The organism is Vibrio sp. 378, from assembly GCF_033339435.1.
On the sequence record NZ_JAWOUO010000002.1, the window covers coordinates 573,781 to 597,033 of the forward strand.

General features: G+C 44.5%; 20 protein-coding genes. 12 read left to right on the forward strand and 8 right to left on the reverse strand.

From position 1 onward, the window contains the following. Positions 1-3: 3 nt before the first annotated feature. From R7Q48_RS05920 to R7Q48_RS05930, 3 genes are all read right to left on the reverse strand, one after another. On the reverse strand, positions 4-2,031 hold the full coding sequence (locus R7Q48_RS05920) for a tRNA(Met) cytidine acetyltransferase TmcA (RefSeq protein ID WP_256903094.1): 2,028 nt from the start codon (positions 2,029-2,031) through the stop codon (positions 4-6). A gap of 105 nt (positions 2,032-2,136) precedes the next feature. After that, entirely contained in the window at positions 2,137-3,111 is a 975-nt protein-coding gene (locus R7Q48_RS05925; protein ID WP_005374504.1) for a ParB/RepB/Spo0J family partition protein, read from the reverse strand. A gap of 7 nt (positions 3,112-3,118) precedes the next feature. Then, positions 3,119-4,336: an AAA family ATPase gene (locus R7Q48_RS05930; protein WP_005374503.1), complete on the reverse strand. Its 1,218-nt coding sequence runs from the start codon at positions 4,334-4,336 to the stop codon at positions 3,119-3,121. Positions 4,337-5,574: 1,238 nt separating this feature from the next. Here R7Q48_RS05930 and R7Q48_RS05935 point away from each other — a divergent pair. After that, positions 5,575-7,545: a replication initiator protein RctB domain-containing protein gene (locus R7Q48_RS05935; RefSeq protein WP_017635223.1), complete on the forward strand. Its 1,971-nt coding sequence runs from the start codon at positions 5,575-5,577 to the stop codon at positions 7,543-7,545. Positions 7,546-7,834: 289 nt separating this feature from the next. Here the strand turns inward: R7Q48_RS05935 and R7Q48_RS05940 are convergent, their stop codons facing one another. Genes R7Q48_RS05940 through R7Q48_RS05950 form a run of 3 tightly spaced genes read right to left on the reverse strand, consistent with a single transcriptional unit; the run spans position 7,835 to position 10,085 of the window. Next, complete coding sequence (locus R7Q48_RS05940) at positions 7,835-8,302, reverse strand: transcriptional regulator (RefSeq protein ID WP_065275567.1); 468 nt, start codon at positions 8,300-8,302, stop codon at positions 7,835-7,837. Further along, a complete protein-coding gene (locus R7Q48_RS05945; RefSeq protein WP_017821873.1) occupies positions 8,302-9,234 on the reverse strand; it encodes an ATP-binding cassette domain-containing protein in 933 nt (310 codons plus the stop codon). Before R7Q48_RS05945 ends, R7Q48_RS05940 begins: the two co-directional genes overlap by 1 nt. 2 nt (positions 9,235-9,236) lie before the next feature. Then, a complete protein-coding gene (locus R7Q48_RS05950) occupies positions 9,237-10,085 on the reverse strand; it encodes an ABC transporter ATP-binding protein (RefSeq protein WP_005374497.1) in 849 nt (282 codons plus the stop codon). Between the two features lie 361 nt (positions 10,086-10,446). On the opposite strand from R7Q48_RS05950, the gene R7Q48_RS05955 reads away from it, so the two are divergent. After that, positions 10,447-10,644, forward strand: a complete 198-nt coding sequence (locus R7Q48_RS05955) for a PA3496 family putative envelope integrity protein (protein ID WP_005374493.1) — start codon at positions 10,447-10,449, stop codon at positions 10,642-10,644. 238 nt (positions 10,645-10,882) lie between these two features. Next, positions 10,883-11,944 carry a GTP cyclohydrolase II gene (gene ribA / locus R7Q48_RS05960; protein WP_017635221.1) on the forward strand — a complete coding sequence of 354 codons (1,062 nt, stop codon included), beginning with the start codon at positions 10,883-10,885 and terminating at the stop codon, positions 11,942-11,944. Positions 11,945-12,012: 68 nt separating this feature from the next. Here ribA and R7Q48_RS05965 read toward each other — a convergent pair whose 3' ends face one another. Further along, on the reverse strand, positions 12,013-12,768 hold the full coding sequence (locus R7Q48_RS05965; RefSeq protein ID WP_005383196.1) for a substrate-binding periplasmic protein: 756 nt from the start codon (positions 12,766-12,768) through the stop codon (positions 12,013-12,015). A gap of 68 nt (positions 12,769-12,836) precedes the next feature. On the opposite strand from R7Q48_RS05965, the gene R7Q48_RS05970 reads away from it, so the two are divergent. From R7Q48_RS05970 to R7Q48_RS05980, 3 genes are all read left to right on the forward strand, one after another. Beyond that, positions 12,837-14,735: an ATP-binding protein gene (locus R7Q48_RS05970; protein ID WP_017633805.1), complete on the forward strand. Its 1,899-nt coding sequence runs from the start codon at positions 12,837-12,839 to the stop codon at positions 14,733-14,735. 100 nt (positions 14,736-14,835) lie between these two features. Continuing rightward, a complete protein-coding gene (locus tag R7Q48_RS05975) occupies positions 14,836-15,045 on the forward strand; it encodes a DUF3283 family protein (protein ID WP_005374484.1) in 210 nt (69 codons plus the stop codon). Positions 15,046-15,180: 135 nt separating this feature from the next. Continuing rightward, positions 15,181-15,897: a YebC/PmpR family DNA-binding transcriptional regulator gene (locus R7Q48_RS05980; protein ID WP_005374482.1), complete on the forward strand. Its 717-nt coding sequence runs from the start codon at positions 15,181-15,183 to the stop codon at positions 15,895-15,897. A gap of 73 nt (positions 15,898-15,970) precedes the next feature. Here R7Q48_RS05980 and rodA read toward each other — a convergent pair whose 3' ends face one another. Beyond that, on the reverse strand, positions 15,971-17,053 hold the full coding sequence (gene rodA, locus R7Q48_RS05985; protein WP_054576515.1) for a rod shape-determining protein RodA: 1,083 nt from the start codon (positions 17,051-17,053) through the stop codon (positions 15,971-15,973). Positions 17,054-17,445: 392 nt separating this feature from the next. On the opposite strand from rodA, the gene R7Q48_RS05990 reads away from it, so the two are divergent. From R7Q48_RS05990 to R7Q48_RS06015, 6 genes are read left to right on the forward strand one after another with little or no spacing between them, the layout of a single operon-like run. Continuing rightward, positions 17,446-18,114, forward strand: coding sequence for a hypothetical protein (locus R7Q48_RS05990; protein WP_038898418.1), 669 nt, complete (start codon positions 17,446-17,448; stop codon positions 18,112-18,114). Positions 18,115-18,123: 9 nt separating this feature from the next. Then, positions 18,124-18,822 carry an ABC transporter ATP-binding protein gene (locus R7Q48_RS05995; protein ID WP_213966439.1) on the forward strand — a complete coding sequence of 233 codons (699 nt, stop codon included), beginning with the start codon at positions 18,124-18,126 and terminating at the stop codon, positions 18,820-18,822. Further along, positions 18,810-20,078, forward strand: coding sequence for an ABC transporter permease (locus tag R7Q48_RS06000; protein WP_050932314.1), 1,269 nt, complete (start codon positions 18,810-18,812; stop codon positions 20,076-20,078). Before R7Q48_RS05995 ends, R7Q48_RS06000 begins: the two co-directional genes overlap by 13 nt. Then, the gene (locus R7Q48_RS06005) at positions 20,071-20,856 is read left to right on the forward strand and encodes an outer membrane lipoprotein-sorting protein (RefSeq protein ID WP_318131799.1); all 786 of its coding nucleotides are present in this window, start codon (positions 20,071-20,073) and stop codon (positions 20,854-20,856) included. The genes R7Q48_RS06000 and R7Q48_RS06005 overlap by 8 nt, the downstream gene beginning before the upstream one ends. A 45-nt stretch (positions 20,857-20,901) precedes the next feature. After that, positions 20,902-22,230, forward strand: coding sequence for a hypothetical protein (locus R7Q48_RS06010; RefSeq protein ID WP_318132204.1), 1,329 nt, complete (start codon positions 20,902-20,904; stop codon positions 22,228-22,230). Beyond that, the gene (locus R7Q48_RS06015; RefSeq protein ID WP_256903099.1) at positions 22,231-23,253 is read left to right on the forward strand and encodes a sensor histidine kinase; all 1,023 of its coding nucleotides are present in this window, start codon (positions 22,231-22,233) and stop codon (positions 23,251-23,253) included. It begins immediately after the preceding gene.

The following is a 23,253-nucleotide window of genomic DNA, read 5'->3' on the forward strand; positions in this document are numbered from 1 at the left end:
CCTTTAGTGTTTACAGTGTAAATCGTTCCAAATGTGTCTTACTTCGTCCCTTAACTGCTGCTCAACTTGCCTTCTTCCAGGTAAACCAAATTGCTGAGCACATTCAGTCCAACTACGGTTAAGAAAAAGCTTACTGATCATCAAGTCGGAAGCTGAGTTCAAACCTAAGTTAAGTAACCACTGCTGAAGCCAAGCAGACACGGACTCATAACTGTTACCACCATCAGCATAGCATTCAATTAGTAATAACTTAGCGGGATGAAGTGGACTCATTCCCAAAGGTTGCGGTAATAGAGCTCGAAAAATAGAGGCTTCTAATTTTGGATAGACGTCAGCCACATTGTTAGACAACATTTCTTCAAATAGCGCCTGAGATTCATCGACCCAAGCCGTCTGTTGGGAATCACAAGGTTTGACCATCAAGACTGAATAACAACCGCTAGCAGCATCGCGCATTGACCCTAAACGAATTGCACGGAAGTTCGATTGTAGCCAGAAATGGACCAACTCTTCCGTCGCACCGAAACTCGTGGATAAGTAAGCAATGTGTTTAGCCGCCATTTGATCAATTTGCTGCAGCATTTTTTGACCGATGCCTCTTCCTTGCAATTCCGGATGAACAGCAATTCTCATGACTCGCAGCGTCGATAGATTCGCGACATTCGGAAATCCTAGGTGGTTTGCAATCGTAACTGGGGCTAAGTGTCCTTTAGGACGACGCTTACCAAGCTGAATTTCTTCAACCAATTCAGCGTCAAGCCCACCCTCTTCGACCGCTAATATTACCCCCACAACCGCATTATCTTGCTTAGCAAAATAGAGCTGACTGTTGTCGTCTTGCAAAAGGTGAATCAAATCATTCGGCGAGGTCTGATAATGAGCATTCACCAAAAGAGCGAAGCACTCACGCAGCAAACTAGGCTGCGATATCAAATTTTTCTTATCGGCTTTAGAAAGGGAAATTGAGTCGACCTGTTTAAGTTGATGGTGCGTTAACTCCGCATCCAACAAAAACGCGTCATAGAGCCATGATTCAAGCGCATCATTCATGCTCCAGCGGATGGGCTGTGTCATGTGCCATGTTTTCATTCCCGAACGCTGTTTCTGAAGCCAATCAACAAATTTAATCGTAAAGCCCCGGCCACAACCTTCATAACCGTGAATAGTCGTAGAAAAAACGAGTCGATGATAATGTTCGGTAATGCTTTTGAGCATAGGAACTGGAATTGCAGCCGCTTCATCGACAAGTAACAAATCACATTCAGGTCGACTCAATAATAGTTCATCTGGAGCAATAAATTGAATGGCTCCCTGCCCTGATTCTAATCTGTCCTTCTTAATACGCTGTGCGCTAGGGAGTAAACGTAAAGCATGTTGGTAAACAGGCTCAACGGCTTTTATAGATGGTGCCGTAATTAAGATTCTAAGCGGCTTCTGCTGTAATAAGTTCGCACACGCAATTCCGAGGGCACTTGTTTTTCCACGTCCACGATCAGCGGTCAAAATTAATGGTCGCTTTCGATGTCCTGTCACCACCTTTTCAATTAGAGAAATGGCATGTTCTTGTTCCGTGTAGTGGCTTTCTTTTTCTGCTTGCTTGATGTCTGGAGCCGTTGGCAATGGTTTGTCTTGCTCAATAACAACGAGCTTCTCCCATTGTTTGTGCATCCATTGCTGAGCAAAATTCGCATTTTGTCGCAGCTCAGTAATGACAATAAGAAAACCGCCGCCAACCAATGAGCCAAGCGCGGCGGTAAAACTATTGGCGTCAAAGCCATTTCGAGCATCAAACAATAGAACGTCACACTCTCTGCCTAGCAACATGTGCCCTTGTTTAGACGAAACACTGGATACGTTTTTCAAACCAAAATCACCAACAGAAAACCAACGTTGATGGCGCTGCGTTTTATGGAACTCTGACATCAACGCATTTTGCCAAGAAGCCTCGCCTTGAATGACAACACCAATCCTTTGGAAAGATTGGTGAGCTTGATGTTGAAGTGATGAAAGGAAATCAGATTGTGTCTGCATTTTGTCTATCCAACGTTGAACTGACGCAATGGTATCACATCTTTAATTTGACGCTTCTCAGATATAAAAAAACCGCCCGGAGGCGGTTGATTCAATCATCATTTGTTATTGCAGTTTGGTTTGTACAAACGCAAGAATCTCTTCCATTAAGCTGTCGTCAACTTTCTTCAAGTTCAACGCCAGGCTGCTACCTTTTCGGCTATAGCTTGCTCGACCTTTAACTAAGTCGACTTTTTCCGTCTTCTTACCAGGTTTTGCTGGTGCAAGTTCAGTAATCCAATTTTCGATGCTTTCCGTGACTTCTTTTGTCAGACGAGCAACGCCTTGAGCAGTGCTTCGCTGCCATAAAAACCCTTCGCTAGAGCGACATTTATCTAACAGCTCTTGCTGCTGCTCTGGCGTTAGCGTTGAAAACTGTTTGTGCAGTTTCACGATTGTTGGGCGACCGAGATCGCCAACATTCGGATACGCTTGAAGCAGTTCTAACGGTAATGCTGCGGCTTTTAAAGCGCCACTTACCAACGCTTCACTGCACTGGAACATTTTTGCCAATGCTTTCTGATCCTCAGCTTCACCACTATCAAGCTTAGCCTGCATCTCTTTCCCTTTTTCATATAAAGAGAGCGGCTTGTGAGCATTTGCCACATCAGACAAAAACTTAGCATGGTCAGTATTAATGTTGTCAGCAACATAAACCAAAAAGTCTTGTTCAGCGAGGATACAAGACATGCGACGACGGCTACCATCTAAAACTTCGATCTTGCCATCTTCAGTTCTACGACCCACAGCTGGATATTGTTGGCCACGCTCTTTGAGTGTGACCAAAACATCAGATAAAGCATGTTCGTTTAAGAACGATTGCTCACGAGCGTTATCAACAAATACTGTTGTTTCTGTCGCAACTTTATTTGCAGGAATACGCACAAGTTCAAACTGAACAATATTTTCACCTGCAACTGCTAGTTCAATCGTTTGAGCTTTCTCTTTTGCCGCAGTTTGCGCCTCTTGCGGAGTCACAACACGACGCTTATTCGTTTTGCCAAATAATTTCGCGTTTAATTCAGACGTTTTCAAAGCCATTTACTTATTACCCCTGATTCAATGACGGCCAATTAGAGTGCAGCACACGCTCTAATTCCAGTGCGCTTTTATGAACAGCGTCTTGCGCGGTAGCTAGTGTCTTCTTACCGCCTTCAAAATCGCTTACTGTCAGATCAAATACTGTGCTGTAGGTATCGGCACAGGTTTCAAACGCACGGCTACGAGGAATAGTAGCCATCATAACTTGGTCACCTAGAAGATAGTTCATTTCAGTTAAAACAGAAACTTGCTTCTTATTGTCGTCCTCAAACATGGTTGGCATCAAGCGAACAAACTCAAGACCATTCCAGTCCTCCGGGAACATTTCATATACCGTAGGCAAATGCTGGAAGAAGTTTACTGTTGAAGCCCAGTCCAGACGCTTAGCCGCACAAGGAATTAGCAAGGCATTTGATGCATACATCGCATTCCATACTAATGGGTCAACGTGTGGACCGGTATCAATCATAATGATATCGAAGTCATCAGCAATTTTATCAATCAGTTGCTCTTTCAGCAGACGGACGATATCGAGTGATGGGTCTTCAGATAGCGTTTGCCATGCTTCCGCATTAAACATCGCGTCTTCTGGAAACGCTGAAATCGACTTTAAGTTCGGATATTGCGTTGGCAGCAATACGTTTTTACGTAAAAATTCACTGTCAATTTCCACACCATCAGGCACGTTACCCAACATAATGTCTACCGCAGAATAGATATTATCATGCTCTGCCATGCTGATTTGCGGGTTGAGGAATAAACGTAGCGAGCCTTGTGGGTCTAAGTCGATTAAACAAATACGGTATCGTTTATCCAAATTTAGCGCTAAACATGCCGCTAAATGAACCGCGGTCATTGATTTACCTGTACCGCCCTTTTGGTTCTGCACATTAATAATCCAAGGTTTGTTACCTGAATTCTTTTTACGCTCATGAAATTTAGGCACTTCAGCCGCATCCATGAGCATGTGTGCTTCTTCTAACGTAATTGAATAATGATTCGCGTTGTTTTTAGTAAATTGATGCCCAGCGGCTTCCATTTTACCAATCGCGTCGTCGAGCTTACGGCGAGTTAGACCAGAACGGGTTTCCATCATCGCTTTCGACATTGGTGGGAAGTAGTTATCGCTTCGCTCTTCTAAAACAATTTCAATACGGTCAGCTTGAACCTGCTGAGTCAGCTCCGCTAACTCAAGAAGGTTTTCAATCGTTTTTTCTCTTTTCATGCCAAATTCCGTTGGAAGGATTTATAATTGCAATTGTACAGCAGTAAAGACCAAAAACAACAAAAAGGTGCACGAACATTTTGAATTACCATCACATAAAAAAACACCCAAATCGACGCTTTTATGATTTATGGTCAAAAAGATAACTATTTTTAATCAAATAATCTTCTCATAAGTGGACACCTAAACTTAAAAATAAAAAGTGTTACAGCGTCACTCATTTACAATGTAAATCAATTTTCTACCGGAACGATTATAATCTTAAGCTAAATTACGGATTATGTTAGACCAACCTAATTTAAACGAAAAATAGTAAGTAATATCGGAGCAATAAAGACCTGAACACCTTGATCATGTCTCCGAGTAAAATAGGGCAGTTCCAGCGAAACATCTATGGAAGTATGATCAAGGTATACTTATGATCATGCTTCCGTGTTAATAAACAAATCCGAAAGCATGATCATGGAAAAATTGAGCAGAGTACGGTGTAAACACGCAAATAAAATAAGATCCATTAATCGGAAATATGATCAAGCCTTAGAATCTCTCGGAAGCATGAGTTTTCTTCTCTGATTTACGGTTGAGTGCAGACAGAATGGGGGATTGAGCAGAAATTGACGGTATAGAAGCCGGAACAATGAAATTGCTCAAGTTGCTATGATAAATCACGCTCTCATGATCATGCTTCCTGTAAATAAGCAGAGACTAGTATTTACTTCTAAATATGAGCGACTTGAATGTATTTTAATCAGATGAGTGATATCTCATCAATATGGGCGCCAGAACGATAGATATATTGGCTCTTGATCATCGATCCGAGTATAAATAACATCACCAATGCACAATATAATCATCGTGAAGATCATTATTAAATACTGCATCTGTGGATAACCTGTAAAAACATCATGATCATCGTTTCAAGACTCTTTTGATCATCTTTTCATAACCTTAATGATCATGCTTACGAATAAATATGATCATGCTTTCAGGTTATTGTTGATCATACTTTCAGACTTCTTATGATCATAGTTCCGAAATACATGAAAATAATAGCCTTATAGAACAAAAGCTTAGCGAGAAATTTCAAGCCAGATCATTAGATCATATAATCAATTAAGATCAGATTAATCAAAAAGATCAGTTATTTAAAAAACAATCTTTTTTCTTTATTTATGATCTGTTTTTCTTTATTCTTCGGAACCATAGCACAACTACGGCTAGTGTGATCTGGATCTAAAATGACGGCTGATGAAAAAATTCTGATTAAAGCACCGAGAAGCCACAAAGATGGCCATCTTTTTGAGGTACATGAATCCTCTGCGGATTGGGTAGAGCAGTACCAACATTTCAAAGGGGTGACCAAAAGCATCTTAGAGTTGCTTAATCTGATCTCATTACGAGGCTTCAGCAGCAAGGATGGTTTGGTTTCAACCACAGAGATTGTTGAAGCAACAGATGGGCAACTTACACGTGCAGCTCTGCAACAACGTTTGCGCGCAGCAGTAAATATTGGTTTATTTACTCAAACACCAGTGCGTTTTGAAGAGGGACTTGCTGGTAAAACGATGCTACATAAATTTGTGAATCCAAATCAGCTTATATCTGTGTTGGGAGCAACAAGTCTTGTTACAGACAAAGTTCGCCAGAACGAGAAACAAAAACGTTCGAAAGCATTGGCTCAGACTCAAGTAAACAAACGTTTGTTGAATGAGCACGGGTTAAACACACCTCCCACGATGAAAGATGAAGCTGATCAATTTGTTGTATCTCCAACAAATTGGGCTGGGATCATTGACCAAGCACTTGCGCCACCAAGAACTCGAAAAAGTTATCAGAAATCCATGGTGTCGATCTCTGGCACAAAAGCCGTTATTGAGACGCGATCATCCAAAAATATCATGACTGTGGATGATCTCATGACCCTGTTCGCTCTCTTCACGTTAACGGTTCAGTATCATGATCATCACAAAGATCAGTATCAGCTTGATGCTGCTCACGTACCAAACAAAACGCCGCTATACATCACTGATATTTTGTCGCTCAGAGGCAAAAAAGACAGTGGCCCAGCTCGTGATTCCATCCGTGACAGTATCGATCGTATCGAGTTTACTGATTTCCAACTGCATGAACTCACTGGCCGATGGCTCAGTGAAAATATGCCCGAAGGCTTTAAGAGTGACCGCTTCCGCTTCTTAGCCCGTACCATCACGGCTTCAGAAGAAGCGCCCGTTGAGGGCAGTGATGGCGAAATTCGTATTAAACCCAACTTATACATCTTGGTGTGGGAACCGTCGTTCTACGAAGAACTACTAACACGCGATTATTTCTTCTTGTTCCCACCAGAAATCCTGAAACAGCATACGTTGGTGTTCCAGCTGTATTCGTTTTTCCGTAGCCGTATGGTGCGCCGACACACAGATTGCATGCTGTTGAGCGAGTTAAATCAGAAGCTTGCACGTAACATTGAATGGCGTCGGTTCTCCATGGATCTGATCCGAGAACTAAAGCGTTTGTCTGATGGAAAAGGGAATGATGATCTATTCGTCGTTAATTTGTGGGGTTATCACCTGACGATCGAAACTATGATCGAGAATGATAAAGTGATGGACTACCAGATCGACATCAAATGTGATGTCGAAGAGGTGCTGCGTTATTCGCGAGCGCGAACGACCAACGCAGGAAAGCGTAACATGGCGCCTACGCTGCCAAATCCACTTCGTAATGAGATGGTAACCCGACAACAGCTTGAGGAGCTCTCAGGCATCATAGACGGCGAATTTGAGCCTATTCAACGCAAAGCACCGTCTCCAAGAGGAAATTTAGGGCGACGCGTGAAGCAAAGAAAGCATTTGGTAGAGATCAATGCTGATGAGATCACCATTACTCTATCTAAATACACCTCACCAGAGGCTCTAGAACGCAGTATAACGGCTTTGTCTGCGATGACAGGGCACTCGTATGCCTCAATCAAAGAAGAGTGCTCAGATTACATAGAGAAGCTCGACTGGCTAAGGGTAGGGGATGAGCCGATTCCTTATGAGACATTAAGTAAAACCGTCGAGCTGTTTAACACCCAGAACGATGTTAAGCATCTTACCATCGAGCGCTTGATTGCGGGGTTAGCGGTGCGTCGGAAAGTTTGTCGTCAAATCTTCGATGGTCACATGGATGAAATGGTATTTCGTGCCTTGGATGAAATGGCGATTTAAAAGTGTCGCTTGATGTGTATCAAGCTATAGGTGTGATGTATCGGTTTGAAATGTAACAATGTCTTTCGATGATAAAAAACAGACTTAACTCTTACAAACCACTGACATTAGAAGCCAAGCCTAATACTACTATTTATCCCGAATAGACAACCTTTTGTCCTTTCTGATGATTAATAGATTGGCTCATATTGTTACATTCATTCTGAATAGACTTCGCGAGTTTCTCCTCAGGAAACTCGCTTTTTTTTGCCTAAAATTCCGCTAATTAAGCCTTGATCATTTTTCCGGACTAATGAGGTAAACCTTGATCATGCTTCTTGGATTCATTCCAGTGTAATGAACGCATCAACGCAACATGTGATTCGATTAAGCTATGGGCTTGTTCCTGCCACTTGTTTTGATCACACTGCTGATTACAAAACTCTAACGCCACAACGGTGAGATGCTGAAGTCGTCTCAAACACCAATCTTTGATCAGAATATCAGTCGAGACTTGGCATGCTGCTTGTTCAAGCTTTGCACTCGTATAAAGCAAGGTTTGATATGCTTTCTGAGGGTCTTGGTACCTTGCATGTTGAAACACGCGTAAACATCCATCCAACCAGCAAGCAATCGCTTTACTTTGAAGATCACTCAATTCGGGTCCAAACACGTCATCAGGCACCTGATATAAGATCGTTTCCAATTTTTCTACTTGATCATGTTTCCGCTGTTCGTACCACATGGCGATTTGATCTTGCCAAGTACTCAAATCCATTACGCTGCCTCAGTCCATTGTTTTACATAGTGATTTGGCCCTATTTGATCAAATTCGTCGACAATTATGCTGCTACGTTGACGAATTTCATCGGCATCTATCGAATAGTTTGGCTCATTTTTCACTAAGTTACCAAAAGGTAAGTCAGGATCAGGAACGGCAGAAATCAACAGCTTAGTATAAGGATGCTGCGGATTCTTAAGTATTGAATGCGTGTCGCCCCATTCAACGATTTGCCCTTTGTACATTACTGCGGTTTCTTCCGCGATGTAGTGCGCAGTCGCCAGATCATGAGTGATGTATAAAAAACCAATTCCCAGTTCTTGCTTCATTCGTTGCATTAAATTCAACACTCCCAAGCGAATAGAAACATCCAGCATAGACGTAGGCTCATCCGCAAGAATGATTTGCGAACCTACCGCTAAAGCCCTTGCTAAGTTTACTCGCTGACGTTGCCCACCACTGAGTTCGTGAGGGAACTTATTCAATGTCTCTTCAGGTAGTTCCACCAGCTTTAGGAGCTCTTCCAAGCGGGCTGGGATGTCGCGCTCGTTTTTGACTTGTTTATGAATTTTTAAAGGACGTGTTAGGTGATGGCGAATGGTATGAGTTGGATTGAGAGAGCCAAACGGATCTTGAAACACCATTTGTACTTTACTGCGATATTCTTGTAGAGCCGATCGTGACGTGATCTCATTTATGTCAGTGCCATTGAAAAGGATCTCGCCTTCCGTTGCAGGATAGACTTTGGTTATTAAGCGAGCGCAAGTACTCTTACCGCAGCCTGACTCTCCAACCAAAGCCAAGGTTTTTCCTGCGTACAGATCAAAAGTCACTCCTTGAAGCGCACGAAAGGTTTCCTCTTTCGCTAAACCACCGCCCACTTTGAATTCTTTAATCACATTTTTCATTTGGATGATAGGCTGGCTCATGGTTACGCTCCTTGTAACTCTGGTTGTTTGTGGACGTCATGGATGTTTGGGAAAGAAGCCCATAGCTTTTGCGTGTAGGGGTGTTGAGGATGATTGCGTATATCGTATGCTCGATTGACTTCGACGATTTCTCCGTGACGCATGATTGCAATTCGATCACATAGCTGGCTCATGAGTGCCAGGTCATGAGTGATAAAGAGGACTGAAAAACCGAACTCATCTCTAAGCTGATAAATTTGCTGTAAAATTTCTCTCTGTACCACTACATCTAATGCTGTTGTGGGTTCATCCATAATGATCAGTTTTGGATTTAGAGACAAAGCAATGGCTATCACCAACCGCTGACGCATTCCTCCTGAAAATTGATGAGGATATTCTGCTAAGCGTTCTCGAGGAATATTGACCAAGTCCAACAACTTTTCTGCTCTATCTTTTGCTTGAGCGTTAGTGAGGCCTTGATGGTGTCGTAACACATCTGCAAATTGCTCTTGTATCGTTAAGACAGGGTTGAGTGAGTTCATCGCGCTCTGGAACACCATGGCGATTTCACTCCACCTTAGAGCGGTCAGTTCAGAGTCTGAGATACTAAGGATATCCTTGCCATCAAACCATATTTTACCGCCAGAAATGAACGCTGGCGGCTTATGAAGACGATTTATTGAGAATGCGATTGTGCTTTTACCACATCCAGATTCACCGGCAAGACCAAATACTTCGCCTTTGCCGATATCAAAGCTGACGGACTTTACCGCATTAAAATCACCATTATCAGTGATGTAATCGACGCACAAATCTCGGATCTGGATGACCGGGTCATTGTGGTATGCATGACTTAAGTTAATACCATCCATATAAACACCTTACCAATCTAAAAGATAATTATTATCATTATCAGGTATGGCGGTTTTTAGAAAGTATCAAACTATGAATCAGTGAAGTGACTCGAAAGTTAGGTGAAACAGGAAGTGGTGTAATGCGTCGTTGATAAAACTAAAGAAGAGCAGAATTGAGAGCTAGATCAGCACACTTTTCGTAGGGGGAATTACTCAAATTTAATCGTAAATTTGTCCCTTGGCAAAACTTAAATGATGAATCTATTAAGGAGTTAACGAAAGGGCGGGAGGGGTCACATTTCCCTACAGTTTTTCTTACCACCTTGTTCCGGTTTTGCTATAGATTACGCATCGAAAACATGGTGTGTTCGGAGGAAATATGTCCATTAATTCTATCGACCATGACGAGATGACCAACATCGCTCACAAATGGGAATTACCTGATGAGGAAACCGTTGTGAAGCCAGAGAAAACAGTGAAATCAGCAGAAGCCAGAAGACGCATTGAAGCGTTACGTGAGATCCGTGAAAGTGGGTTGACCATTGAAGAAGCAAGGGAGCTTGGCTTGATACACTGATCGCCTCAGGTTGGTTTAGCAACCCATAGGGTAGTCGACGGACTGCCCTTTTTATTTTTTCACTCTATTACTCTCTTATTCAAACTCTCCATTTATCTGTCTTGCGCCTCAAAAGCACGAGTTTCACACTCACGTCCCGTCCCGAAGAAGTTTGACAATCTGACCTTGTGTTACTAGATATATCAGTAGCGATATGCTTTTTGTTGATTATCGCAACCACAAAGCAAGGAGCGCAAGTATGGTTGATCAAATCCTTTTTTATGAGCCCGATGAGCCCCACGGTTTTCTCTCAAATTTTTGCCATGCCCCAGTCAATATCTCGTCCCAAACTTGGCCCACCAGCGAACATTATTACCAAGCCCAAAAGTTTCTCGATGCTCAGTTGCAAAGTAAAATTCAGCACGCAAGCACCCCTGACGAAGCGTTTGCTTTAAGCCGCAAATACGAACACTTTGTCAGAAGCGATTGGGACGATATAAAGTTGGCTGTTATGGCTTTCATCGTTAGGGAAAAGTTTCTACAAAATCCACCATTAGCGCAGCAATTAATGAGAACGGGTAACGCTTGCCTAACAGAGCATTCTCATAAAGATGCCTTTTGGGGAGACGGGGGAGATGGTAAAGGAGAAAATCATCTAGGAGAGATTCTGATGAATGTTCGAGCAGAGCTGAGACATGTTGAGCCTTACAATCTCGTGAAGTTTATCGATAAAGCCAAATTGCCCACCCAGTGGGGCACATTTATGATGTACGGCTTTATTGAAGCCGCGACAAATAAAGAGCATCTTGCTCTGGTCTATGGTGAGCCAACAAAAAGTGCAGCTCCACTTATTCGGTTGCATTCGGAGTGTCTTACCGGAGATGCTCTATTTAGCACGCGTTGTGACTGTGGTTTTCAGCTTAATAGAGCGCTACAAAACATCGTCAAAGAGGGATGTGGCGTGCTGCTTTATTTACGTCAAGAAGGGCGTGGAATCGGCTTGATTAATAAAATTCGTGCCTATCACTTACAAGATGATGGCGCAGATACCGTGGAAGCAAATGAGCGTTTAGGTTTTGCCGCTGATATGCGTGATTACGCGTTCTGTAAAGGAATGCTAGAGCATTTGGGGATTGACGCTGTGCGTCTAATGACGAATAACCCACGCAAGCTCGCCGCCTTAAAAGCGGTTGATATTAACGTCATTGAACGAGTGCCATTACAAGAAGGGAATAACCCAAGTAATCAACATTACCTGCAAACCAAGGCGAGTAAATTGGGGCACATGTTTGATCCTAAGTTTGTTAACCACACTAAGTAAGTGCTACAGATTTTACAGAAACAAAAACGCCAACGTATCATCGTTGGCGTTTTTGTTAATGATTTGATTCATTGATACTTTTGAATGATTTCATCAATTTCCCCTGAGGTTTTTAATTCAACGAGTCGTGTATTAATGTAATTTTGAGTTTCTGGTTGCATTTGAGGTGAAAAAGCTAGGTAGATTGAGTAGTCAGGAATAACCGAGCTGAAAGGCTGTATCTGAAAATTCTCTAACGGCAAATTGAGTCGCTTTAAGTTGTAAAGGACTCGGGATTCCATCTCGACAAAAGCTGTATCTCCAGGGGTTCGGCTTATCACTCGGTATGCGGCGTTGTAGTCTTTCACGCGCATTTCATTGACACTGCCATTTTCAAAGAACGGTGTTAAATTTGGATAATCAAACCCCAGCAGTAATACAATAGAACGACCATGCATCGTATCCATATTTTTGAATTCTAAAGGCTTCTCGCTACTCGACACCAGTACATGTTTTACAGTGTAAATGGGCTCCTCAGATAAATTTTCCGATTGCACCTTGCCCCAGTTCGGGCTGCCATAAGTTAACCAGTTTGGCTCAGCGCCTTCTTCCAATATGGAAATCATACGTTTAAATGGATAAGTATGATAATTCACTTGGTAATCCGACTCCGCGAAGATAGCGCTGACGATATCGGTCACAATTCCGGAGTGCATTTGTCCCTGTTGTTCAATTTGAAATGGTCGAGCTTGTTCAGCAATGACGTAATAGTTCACTTGATTTGCGGTCACATGAGAACTTACAACAATTAAGCTAAAAGCCAATCTAAGTAGAAGTCTTTTCATCGTATCCTCGATTATTATTTGTGCGTAGCTATATTTAGAGTAGCGCAAGTTTATCGGAGCGGTTTCATATGGATGAAAAAGAGCGATCTCAACGTCGTTTTAGTATCGGCAACCAACTTATGTTGGCGGTATTAACGTTGAGTTTAATCTTTACGGTCATCATTTCTACAGTGAGCTTATATCGAGTTTTTCACGAAGATTTAGCCCATTTAGATGTTGAATTAAAGCAGGTTGAGTCTAGCTATTTATCGAGCTTTTCTGCGAGTTTGTGGGTAGAGGATAGGGAGCTGTTGCTGACACAAGCTCAAGGTGCAATGCGTATGCCCTCGGTGGACTACTTACGTATTGCTAGTGAAGACGAAGTTATCATTGAATTAGGTTCGGCGCTTTCTGAGGATGTTGTCGAGAGAAGCTGGCCGATGCAGTATCGGGTCGGCGATAAAACGTATGATCTCGCGATATTAACGGTTCAATCGGATCTTAGCGCGATATATGAAGATCTTTGGCAGCAGTTCTTTTTTCTACTTACGACAGAAGCGATCAAAATTCTTGTCCTCATCATTGGTGTTCTTTGGGTGGCGTTTCGCTTGTTGGTCAATCCGTTACAATTGCTGTCTGGTGCGGTGAGCGATTTTCGTGGCGGTACAGTGCCGAGTAAAGTGACTCTCCCTAAACGATGGTGCTTTGATGAAGTGAGTGTTTTGGCAGAGAAATACAACCGAAGTGTTGAGAAAGTGAAAGAGCACCAGACTGAGTTAGAGGCTGAACGCGATAGGGCAGAAGTCGCTAATCGTAAGAAAAGTGAGTTTCTTGCCACTATGAGTCATGAGATCCGCACACCGATGAATGGCATTATTGGTGTGTCGTCGTTGCTCAATGACACCGACCTCGATCCCCAGCAAAAAGAGTTTGTAGAGATCATTGACAGTTCTTCTCACTCACTAATGACGATCATCGACGACATTTTGGACTTCTCTAAAGTTGAAGCTGGCAAAGTAGAGCTGGAATACACGAGCTATGATCTTCGCGAGCTACTTGACGATGTCATCAGTTTACATAGTGTCAAAGCCAAGCAGAAAAACTTACAGCTGCTCAGCGATATTGATCCTCACTTGCCAATGGAAGTGCAAGGTGATGCCACACGATTGAAACAAGTTCTGAACAATTTGTTGAGCAACGCGATTAAATTTACCGAGCGCGGCCATGTGAAGCTTCTTGTAGCGTTATCTCGACTTGATGGAGAGACCGCTCATATCCGGTTTCGAGTTGTGGATTCTGGTATTGGTATTGCGAAAGAGCACCAACAAGCAATCTTCGAACGCTTCCAACAAGCTGATGGTAGTACCACCAGAAAGTATGGTGGGACAGGGCTTGGTTTGGCGATAGCTGCACAGTTGGTTAACTTGATGGGAGGGGAAATACAACTAACAAGTGAGCTTGGGCTGGGAAGCTGTTTTGAATTTTCGATTCCTGTTGCTGTAATAAATGCGCAATCGACCTATACCGACCAACTTAATGTATTAGATTTCCCGAAAGCGGAAGACAACGAAATCAGCCCTCAAGATAACGATAAACCTTGGGTATTGGTTGTTGAAGATACCATCGTCAATCAGAAGGTAGTTCGCATCATGTTAGAAAAACTGGGTGTGCGAGTGAGTGTCGCCAACCATGGCGAAGAAGCATTGCAGCTGTGTGATCAGCAGCCTTTCGATTTGATTTTTATGGACTGCCAAATGCCTGTGATGGATGGGTTTATTGCTACGGAGCGAATTCGAAAAATGGGAGAGTGGGGGAAACACGTTCCAATTATTGCGCTAAGTGCCAATGTCATTAAAGAGGATCAGCAACATTGCTTCGATGTTGGGATGAACGAGTTCGTGGCTAAACCCGTTACCAAGACTCGATTACAACAAATATTCGAACAGCATTTACCAAAAGCACTGAAAATCAGCGCTGTGCCTAAATAGTTAACTTGAAATCGATCAAGTTAAGTGCGTTTCTATTCTGTAATTGTAACTCTGTGTGATATAGTGCCCGGCTAGTATTTAAAGTACCTTGAGGCTGTGAATGTCGTTTAATCTATCCCTATTGCCGCCTGACGAAAAAAACAAAATCGAACTGGATAAGCAGGCGTCGTTTTTGGTTTGGAAGCTCAGAGAGGCCAAATCTGGTCCTGAAGCAATAGAAGAACAGTTGTCCAAGATTAACGATGCTGATGAAAAGGCGTTTTTCCAGCAATCGGTCGAAAAGTACAAACGAGTAATGGGTGTCGCTTAACGCGAACCGTGGCAATGGTTCAATCCAATGTGACGAATGAGGTAACCTCCCTATTCCTTTGCTAAGCGAAATTGAAAAGGTTTCGCTTTTTGCTAAAATCCTTCGCATTAAATTTGAATTTAGAGAGACATCCCGATGGGAAGAAGTTTTGAAGTGCGCAAAGCCTCTATGGCGAAAACTGCAGGCGCGAAAATTAAAGTTTATTCCAAATACGGTAAAGAAATTTACATGTGCGCGAAAAACGGTGGTGGTGATCCAGACATGAACTTGTCTTTGAAACACCTGATCGCAAAAGCGAAAAAAGACCAAGTTCCTGCGCACGTTATCGATAAAGCGATCGACAAAGCGAACGGTGGCGGTGGTGAAGACTACACTCCTGCACGTTACGAAGGCTTCGGCCCTGGCGGTACTAGCGTTATCGTTGACTGTCTAACAGACAACGGCAACCGTACTTTCCAAGATGTACGCCAATGCTTTGTGAAAGTCGGTGCGAAAATTGGTGTTGAGGGCTCGGTTTCTCACATGTTCGATCACCAAGCGGTATTCCAGTTCAAAGGCGACGATGATGAAATTATTCTAGAAACGCTAATGATGGAAGACGTAGACGTTACTGACGTTGAGCTAGAAGACGGTGTTATCACTGTATTCGCACCTCACACAGAATTCTTCAAAACAAAAACTGCGCTTAACGGTGCATTCCCAGATCTAACGATCGATGTTGAAGAAATCACATTCGTTCCGCAAACTCATACGCCTGTATCGGGTGAAGATGCTGAGAAGTTCCAGAAATTCCTAGATCTTCTAGATGACTGTGATGATGTTCAGCAGGTTTACCATAACGCAGAGCTGTAATTAATTCGCTCATATCGTTGTAAAAAGGCTTCCTCAGGGAAGCCTTTTTTTGATCGCTTTTTCTCAAGCAGAGCTATGCGTTACGATATTTGGAATAACACAGCGACATGATTACACCAAAACAGATACCTTGAGTTAGCATCGCCGTGCCGCCATAGCTAAAGAAGGGAAGTGGGCTACCCATTACTGGCAACAAGCCACTCACCATGCCCGTATTGATAAAAGCATACAGAAAAAAGCTCATCGCTAATGCGCCACTTACCAGCCGACTAAAAAAGTGGTCAGACTGACATGCAAGCAACATAACGCGTGCAGTAATAAACAAGTACAATGCGAGTAAGACTAAACTGCCAACAAAGCCCCATTCTTCCGCATAGGTCGAAAAAATAAAGTCCGTATGACTTTCTGGAATAAAGCCAAGTGTTCCTTGCGTAGCATTCATCCAACCTTTGCCTTTCATACCGCCTGAGCCAATCGCAATCAAAGATTGGATGATTTGGTAGCCCGAACCCAGTGGATCGGACTCAGGGTGCAAGAACTGTGTTACACGGATCTTTTGATAGGTTTCCATAACGAAGAACCATAAAATAGGTGCTAACGTTAAAATGCTCGCAATAAACCCGCAGATTATTTTCCAGCTCATGCCAGCCAAAAACAAAACGAACAATGCATAAATGATGGTAAAAACTGCACCGTCTAAATCCGGTTGTAGCGCGATTAACCCGGCAGGAATCATTGCAATAAGTAAGCAAAACGCAATTTTCCGACTGTCTGGTCGACCTCCTTCAATATGCAGCATCCAGGCGATCATGATTGGAATGGAAAGTTTGATTAGCTCAGACGGTTGAAAGCGGAAGAAGCCGATATCGAGCCAACGTTGAGAGCCATTGGTGCTATCACCAAATAAAGCGACAGCAAGTAGCAGAGCAACCGCAATAATGTAGAGATATGGAGCTGAGCGCTGATAGCTGGACGCTGGAATCGAGGACATGACCAAGATACAAACTAATGTCAGTCCGCAGCGCGCCAAATGTTTGAAGAGCATCGCCTCATTAAAGCTACTGGCACTCCAGAGAGTGAGCGAACTTAACAGCATGATCGGAATGATCGCCATGAGTAGTGGCAAATCAACTCTTGGGAAATAACGCTTATTCATTTTCAACGACCTAATAACGCACCTATTTTGAGTGCGAAAACAACTAAAACTCGAAGAGTTCAAACTATTCCGATGCTAAGAATCTCGATTTCGAAACAACAGACACCATGCAAAGGTGTGTAAGAAAGGAGAGTGCGCACTGTCTGTTATGGGTAGTTGTGGGATGGATAAATACACTAGCCTCAGATTTTAAGCCAGTGTTTTTATTGTGACTGCCGTAAAAATGTAGCGTTACGAATGAACGGAATTGTATTTTCTGTTTAAGTGAATGTCATTCATCCTCTCTCAATACCATTCACTCCGCATAATTGCCATTGGTCGCATGCACAAGCAGCGTGCGACCTTCTCCCTTAATCTGAAACCATCAAATCACGTTCAACTAAGGACAGTACATGATGGTTTCTCAATCTCGCTCAATCAAAGCTCTTAAACTGGCAAGTACGTTTATCGCCGCATTTGCACTTAGCAGCAATCTGGCTCTGGCTAATCCAAGCGAGCGCACACTCAGTCAATTCAACCAAGCGGCGCAGGGTGACTCTGGTTTAGTTGATACCGTTTACGGCGAATTATCCAAACAACTTGAAGAGCAGGGCGCAACGCCGGTGACCTTGGTTTACTTGGGCAGTGCGGAGACGTTGCAAGGTCGTGAGGCGTTTATGCCTTGGAACAAGATGAAGTTCACCGAGCGCGGTCTTGCCACAATCCAAAAAGGTTTGGACTTAATGGCGAATCAGCCATTACCACTGCAAGAGCAACAACGCTTACAAGGCTTGCCGGAATACCAGCTAGCTACCGCCATGGCAGCTACTACGTTTACCTCTCTGCCAGACATGTTCAATCACTTTGAGCGTGGCTACGAGCTGTACCTTTCTCTGCTCGATGAACCGAGTTTTAGCCAACAACCTTTCGCGGCTACTTCGTGGATTTACCGTTATGCCATTGAAGCGGCACTGCGCGCTGAAGATGTTCAACAAGCCAAAATATGGTTAGCGCAAATGGAGCAATTGGGCGACAGCAATCTAGAAACGCAAACCGCGAAAGCGCTGCTAGCGAAATATTAGGGAGGCGTCATGATTGTTTTTAATCAACTTAGCCGCGATTACGCCCTTGGCAGCCAAACGGTGCGTGCATTACGAGACGTTTCTGGTGAAGTGTTTTCCGGCGAAATGGTGGCATTGTGCGGACCGTCTGGCTCAGGCAAAAGCACCTTACTTAACGTGCTTGGCATGCTGGATACTCAATACCAAGGTCAGGTTACATTTGCAGGCAGCCCATACCCAACCGGACAAATGCAGGCGGCGAAAATGCGTCGTGAAAAGCTTGGTTTTGTATTTCAAAAATTCAATCTTGTCCCCGTGATGACGGCGTTGGAGAACGTGGCGTATCCGTTACACCTCAACGGTTTTTCAAAAGCAGAACAAACCGAGCTCGCTACACAAATGCTAGAACACGTTGGCTTGGGTGAGTTTATTCATCACATGCCCGATAGCCTATCTGGCGGTCAGCAGCAACGCGTGGCAATTGCTCGTGCGTTAGTGCACAAACCAGCGTTGGTGATTGCTGATGAGCCAACAGCAAGTCTTGATAGCCAAACTGCCAACAAGGTCATCGACATTATGAAAGGGCTTGGACACGAGCTAGGCACCACTTTTATCGTCGCCACTCACGACCCTCGCATGGCATCCCGCTGCGATCGAACCATTGAATTGGTGGATGGCAAAATTACCCAAACGTACGCAAGTGTGGAGGAGGTTTCATGGGCAAGCTAATTCCTGTTTCGGTTCGCCTTGCTTGGTTGAATCTGCAACGCAATCGCCGTCGCAGTTTATTGTCGATGCTGATCATTGCCATTGCCGTGTTTGCGTTAACCAGTGCGGGCGGTTTTGGTCTGTACACCTATGACAGTTTGAAAGAGTCGACAGCGCGCGACACGGGGCACCTGACGTTAACCACACCGGGTTACTTTGCCAAAGAAGAAGAGATGCCGCTGAGTAACGGTTTAACTCATGCGGACGACATCACCAAGCAATTGATTGGATTGAATGAAGTGCGAGGCGTGCAGCCGCGAGTTGAATTCAGCGGTTTAATTTCCAACGGCAACAAGTCATCGATCTTTATCGGCATTGGTGTTAACGAGCGCGAATTCGATATGAAAGGGCCGTTTTTAGACGTGCGTGAAGGGCAGACGCTGTCCAACATTCATGCATCGCGTTATGACCCTGCAGAGCCAGAAGTGATGCTTGGCGTTGATTTGGCGAACAACCTAAGTGTGCACGTTGGCGATTGGATTACCTTGCTGGCGACCACTACCGACGGCGCATTGAACGCGTATGACTTCAAAGTGCGTGGTATCTATTCAACTGGCGTGCCTGAGCTTGATAAACGCCAGTTGTACGTGCACATCAACAGCGCGCAATCGCTGCTCGGTTCAGACAAAGTCAGTGCGTTATCTGTCTTCCTGTTCGACACCAGTTTAACTAACCAAGTCGAGCAACAAGTGGCTTCGGTTCTGAGTAAGCAAAAACAGAACTTTGGTGATCAAGATATTGAGATTACGCCTTGGCAAGAGCGCGCGTTCTTCTATCTCAAAGTGAAAGATTTGTACGATCGTATCTTCGGCATCATGGGTGCAGTAATGGCGCTGGTGGTCTTTGTTGCGCTGTTCAACACCATGACTATGTCGGTGACTGAGCGCACCCGTGAAATCGGCACCTTATCGGCTCTTGGTAGCTACCCTCGCGAAATTATTGCTGGGTTCTTGCGCGAAGCAGGGTTACTTGCGGTGATTGGTAGCTTAATCGGCGCTTTGTTTACGGCGCTAGTCACCGTCTTACTGATGGTCGTGGATGTGCAAATGCCGCCACCGCCAGGACGCACAGAAGGTTACCCATTAACGATTTACTTCTCTTGGGAGCTGGTAGCTATAGCAGGATTTGCAGTATTGATGATTTGTTTGGTTGCGGCGTTTTTCTCGGCACGCAAAGGGGTGAACAAGCCAATTACGGAGGCACTGATTTATGTTTAATTTCAAATCACTATTACCAATTTCATTGCTGACGGTAACTGGCGTTGCAAGCATGAATGCCAGTGCGAATGAAACTGCGCTAGATGCACTGCAAGTCGCGCAATTGATTGAAAAAGCCGACAGCTACCGCTTGCAAGATGATTCCTCCAAAGTGGTGTCACTGGTGCGCTTATATCAAGACCAAGAGTTAGATAAAACCCGCCTTTACCATGTGTACACGCGTCCAAATCGTGAATCGTTGGTGGTGTTCAAATCGGCAGTCGAAGCTGGGCAAAAGATGCTGATGATGGGCGATAACTACTGGCTGCAAATGCCAAAGAGCCGCCGCCCGATTCGCATTACGCCAATGCAGAAGCTGCTTGGTGAAGCGTCTATCGGCGACATCTCAACCCTGACGTGGAGCCAAGATTATCAAGGTGAATGGAAAGCGACAGAAACTGTTTCGGTGAACGGAGAGAGTGTCGCGGCTTATCACCTTGCCTTAACCGCGAAAACCAAAGGGGCGAGCTATCAGAAGATCGACTTGTGGTTGTCTGAGCAAGATGCGTTTCCAATTAAAGCCGATCTCTACTTGCGCTCTGGCAAACTCGCCAAGCAAGCGCAATACGGACGCGCAACCGACAATGGCGAAGACTATGTCAGTGAGATGACCTTGCTTGATAGCATTCAGCCGAGCAAAAAGACCGTTATCGAGTATCAAGAAATCGTGCCTTGGCAACTGGACAATAAGTTCTACAACCCAAGCTATCTGCCTAAAGCCAATACGACTCAGCTTTAGCCTGAACTCCGTAAATAGAACCATGAAAACGAGCAAGGAAGTTACATGAAATCGCACCAGCCTAACCTTAACAAAAGCACCAGTTTGTTGCTTGCTGCCTCATTGTGTGTGGGCGCGTCAGCCCCTGCTTTTGCCAATGATGAGCTGAGTTTTGAGTGGGATTGGGCTGTCAGCTACGAAACTGCCAAGCAGCGTGATAGGGCATTTATGCAAGCGCAGGGCAGTTCTCGTGATTCACTTAATGCACTCTTGGATGTACAGGTGAATTATCACAACTTCAATGGCTTGTTTGCTCTGTATAGCCAAGGTTTGTACCTCAATCAACAAGGAAAGAGTGATTGGTGGAGTGAAGCTGATAACCAATTGCTGATTCGAGAGCTGGCTTGGCTAGGGGAGTGGCAAGTCGGTGATACCACTCTTGATGTGAGTTTGGGTAAGTTGCGCGTGGATTGGGGCGTAGGTTATGGCTACCGACCTTTGGATGTGTTTAAGCCTTATCGACAAAATCCTGTTGGCATAGTCGCAGAAGAGGGTGCGGGTGTGTTTTCACTCTCACGCTACAATATGGCAGGCGAGTGGACAGTGATTGCAACGGATTCAAGCTGGGGGCAACAAGACCAGAGTGCACTTGATCAAGCCGCAGAGCAGCAAGGTGTTGGTATTCGTCGTTATGCGCTGGTGGGTGATACCGAGTATCAACTTATTGGTTATTACGATGATGTGCGCCGAGGTTTACTTGGCGCCAGTGCCATTGCGGTGTGGGATGAATCCATCGCCATGCACGGTTCCATGCTGTGGCAAAAGCAAAGTGTTGGCTATCAGTTTCAGCAGGGTGATCTTTACCAACCCGTTTCGGTTGAGGAGCAGGGCAGCGCATTCCAAGCCTTAATTGGATTGAACTGGGCAAACCAAGCCGGACACAACGTGATTGCCGAATATTGGTACGACAGCCGAGCATGGTCGAAAAGCGAATGGCAACAAGCAATAGAACGTGGCGAACTACTCTCTGAAACCCTTAATCCCCAAACGTCTCTACTTGCAACAAGCTACGCTCAAGGGTTTCAGCATGCCAATATCGTTCAGCATAACGTAATGCTGCACTGGAGTTGGGATGTAGAAGCATGGGCTGCATGGAACGGCAAAGCGGATATGGGCTGGCTAAGTGATTTAACTCCTACGTTGGATGTGATGCTGTCGCCACAAGATGGTGGTGTGATTGTCACGCAGTGGCTTAATTACCAATGGATTGATACCGGCGATCAAAGTGTAGAAGTGGAAGTTGCAGCACGCTTTTTAACCGGAGACGACCAATCTGCTTATGCACAAATCAATGATAAGCATATGATTGTATTTAACATCAAAGGGAAATTCTAAATGTGTTCAGCAAAATCAGTGGTGAAAAGTGGATGGCCGCGTAGCTTATTAGTGACCACGGCATTTTGTCTCTTTATCGCAGCAATGACGCTCTCGGTTTGGGGCGGTCCATTTTATATTCATGTGGCGGTTAGCTTTGGATTTGGCTATTCGGCTATCTTCTTCTCATGGCTTGTCGACCGCCTGTTTCCTACCATTCCTCGTTTGGCGGAAGTGGCTATCTCGCTGACGGCTTGCCTATTGTTTGGTGTGGTGAACGCCCAGCTTTGGCTTGGGGAATACTTTGGTATTTCAAGTATGCTGTCGGTAGGTCTCATGGGATTGTTATTCAGTGCCATGTGCTTTTTCTATTTCTATTCACGCGAGCAACATGCGATCGCTCAGCGAGAGTTGGAAGCCATCAAACGCGAGAAAGCAGAGCAAGAACGTGCGCTGTTGCTGAGTCAGCTTAAGCAGATGCAAAGCCAGATTGAACCGCATTTCCTATTTAATACCTTGGCGAATATCAGCGCGCTCATGTCGCAAGATGTCGATAAAGCTAAGCTGATGCTAGAACAGTTAACCGCACTGCTGCGAGCAACGCTAAAAAGCTCACGTGAAGAACACACCACCATAGACAATGAAACGGCGTTACTTGAGGCTTACTTAGGCATCCAGCAAACCCGTTTAGGTGACCGACTCAGTTACAAGATTGAGGTGGAAGAGGGGCTAGGCAGAACCGAATTACCGCCGATGATGCTCCAACCTTTAATCGAAAACGCCATCATCCACGGTATTGAACCGAAGCGAGAAGGCGGCGAAGTCAGCTTACTCATTAAGCGCGAACAACAGAACTTGAGGATTGAAGTCAGAGACACGGGTGTTGGCTTGAATCACGTTAGTGGGCACATGGGCTCTGGCGTGGGGCTAAGCAATCTCAAGCAGCGAGTTGAAGCTTTGTTCGCAGGGCAAGGAGAGGTCTCTATCAGTGAGTCTGCTCAGGGTGGCGTTTGTGTTCGCCTGAGTTGGCCAATGGAATCGTAA

Bases quoted from the DNA above. Each gene is read 5' to 3' on its own strand.
- R7Q48_RS05935 (WP_017635223.1), top strand. From the start codon at position 5,575: ATGACGGCTGATGAAAAAATTCTGATTAAAGCACCGAGAAGCCACAAA.
- rodA (WP_054576515.1), bottom strand. From the start codon at position 17,053: ATGAATAAGCGTTATTTCCCAAGAGTTGATTTGCCACTACTCATGGCG.
- ribA (WP_017635221.1), top strand. From the start codon at position 10,883: ATGGTTGATCAAATCCTTTTTTATGAGCCCGATGAGCCCCACGGTTTT.
- R7Q48_RS05940 (WP_065275567.1), bottom strand. From the start codon at position 8,302: ATGGATTTGAGTACTTGGCAAGATCAAATCGCCATGTGGTACGAACAG.
- R7Q48_RS05925 (WP_005374504.1), bottom strand. From the start codon at position 3,111: ATGGCTTTGAAAACGTCTGAATTAAACGCGAAATTATTTGGCAAAACG.
- R7Q48_RS05980 (WP_005374482.1), top strand. From the start codon at position 15,181: ATGGGAAGAAGTTTTGAAGTGCGCAAAGCCTCTATGGCGAAAACTGCA.
- R7Q48_RS05975 (WP_005374484.1), top strand. From the start codon at position 14,836: ATGTCGTTTAATCTATCCCTATTGCCGCCTGACGAAAAAAACAAAATC.
- R7Q48_RS05995 (WP_213966439.1), top strand. From the start codon at position 18,124: ATGATTGTTTTTAATCAACTTAGCCGCGATTACGCCCTTGGCAGCCAA.
- R7Q48_RS06010 (WP_318132204.1), top strand. From the start codon at position 20,902: ATGAAATCGCACCAGCCTAACCTTAACAAAAGCACCAGTTTGTTGCTT.
- R7Q48_RS05955 (WP_005374493.1), top strand. From the start codon at position 10,447: ATGTCCATTAATTCTATCGACCATGACGAGATGACCAACATCGCTCAC.
- R7Q48_RS05930 (WP_005374503.1), bottom strand. From the start codon at position 4,336: ATGAAAAGAGAAAAAACGATTGAAAACCTTCTTGAGTTAGCGGAGCTG.
- R7Q48_RS05990 (WP_038898418.1), top strand. From the start codon at position 17,446: ATGATGGTTTCTCAATCTCGCTCAATCAAAGCTCTTAAACTGGCAAGT.
- R7Q48_RS05970 (WP_017633805.1), top strand. From the start codon at position 12,837: ATGGATGAAAAAGAGCGATCTCAACGTCGTTTTAGTATCGGCAACCAA.
- R7Q48_RS05920 (WP_256903094.1), bottom strand. From the start codon at position 2,031: ATGCAGACACAATCTGATTTCCTTTCATCACTTCAACATCAAGCTCAC.
- R7Q48_RS05945 (WP_017821873.1), bottom strand. From the start codon at position 9,234: ATGAGCCAGCCTATCATCCAAATGAAAAATGTGATTAAAGAATTCAAA.
- R7Q48_RS05965 (WP_005383196.1), bottom strand. From the start codon at position 12,768: ATGAAAAGACTTCTACTTAGATTGGCTTTTAGCTTAATTGTTGTAAGT.
- R7Q48_RS06005 (WP_318131799.1), top strand. From the start codon at position 20,071: ATGTTTAATTTCAAATCACTATTACCAATTTCATTGCTGACGGTAACT.
- R7Q48_RS06000 (WP_050932314.1), top strand. From the start codon at position 18,810: ATGGGCAAGCTAATTCCTGTTTCGGTTCGCCTTGCTTGGTTGAATCTG.
- R7Q48_RS05950 (WP_005374497.1), bottom strand. From the start codon at position 10,085: ATGGATGGTATTAACTTAAGTCATGCATACCACAATGACCCGGTCATC.
- R7Q48_RS06015 (WP_256903099.1), top strand. From the start codon at position 22,231: ATGTGTTCAGCAAAATCAGTGGTGAAAAGTGGATGGCCGCGTAGCTTA.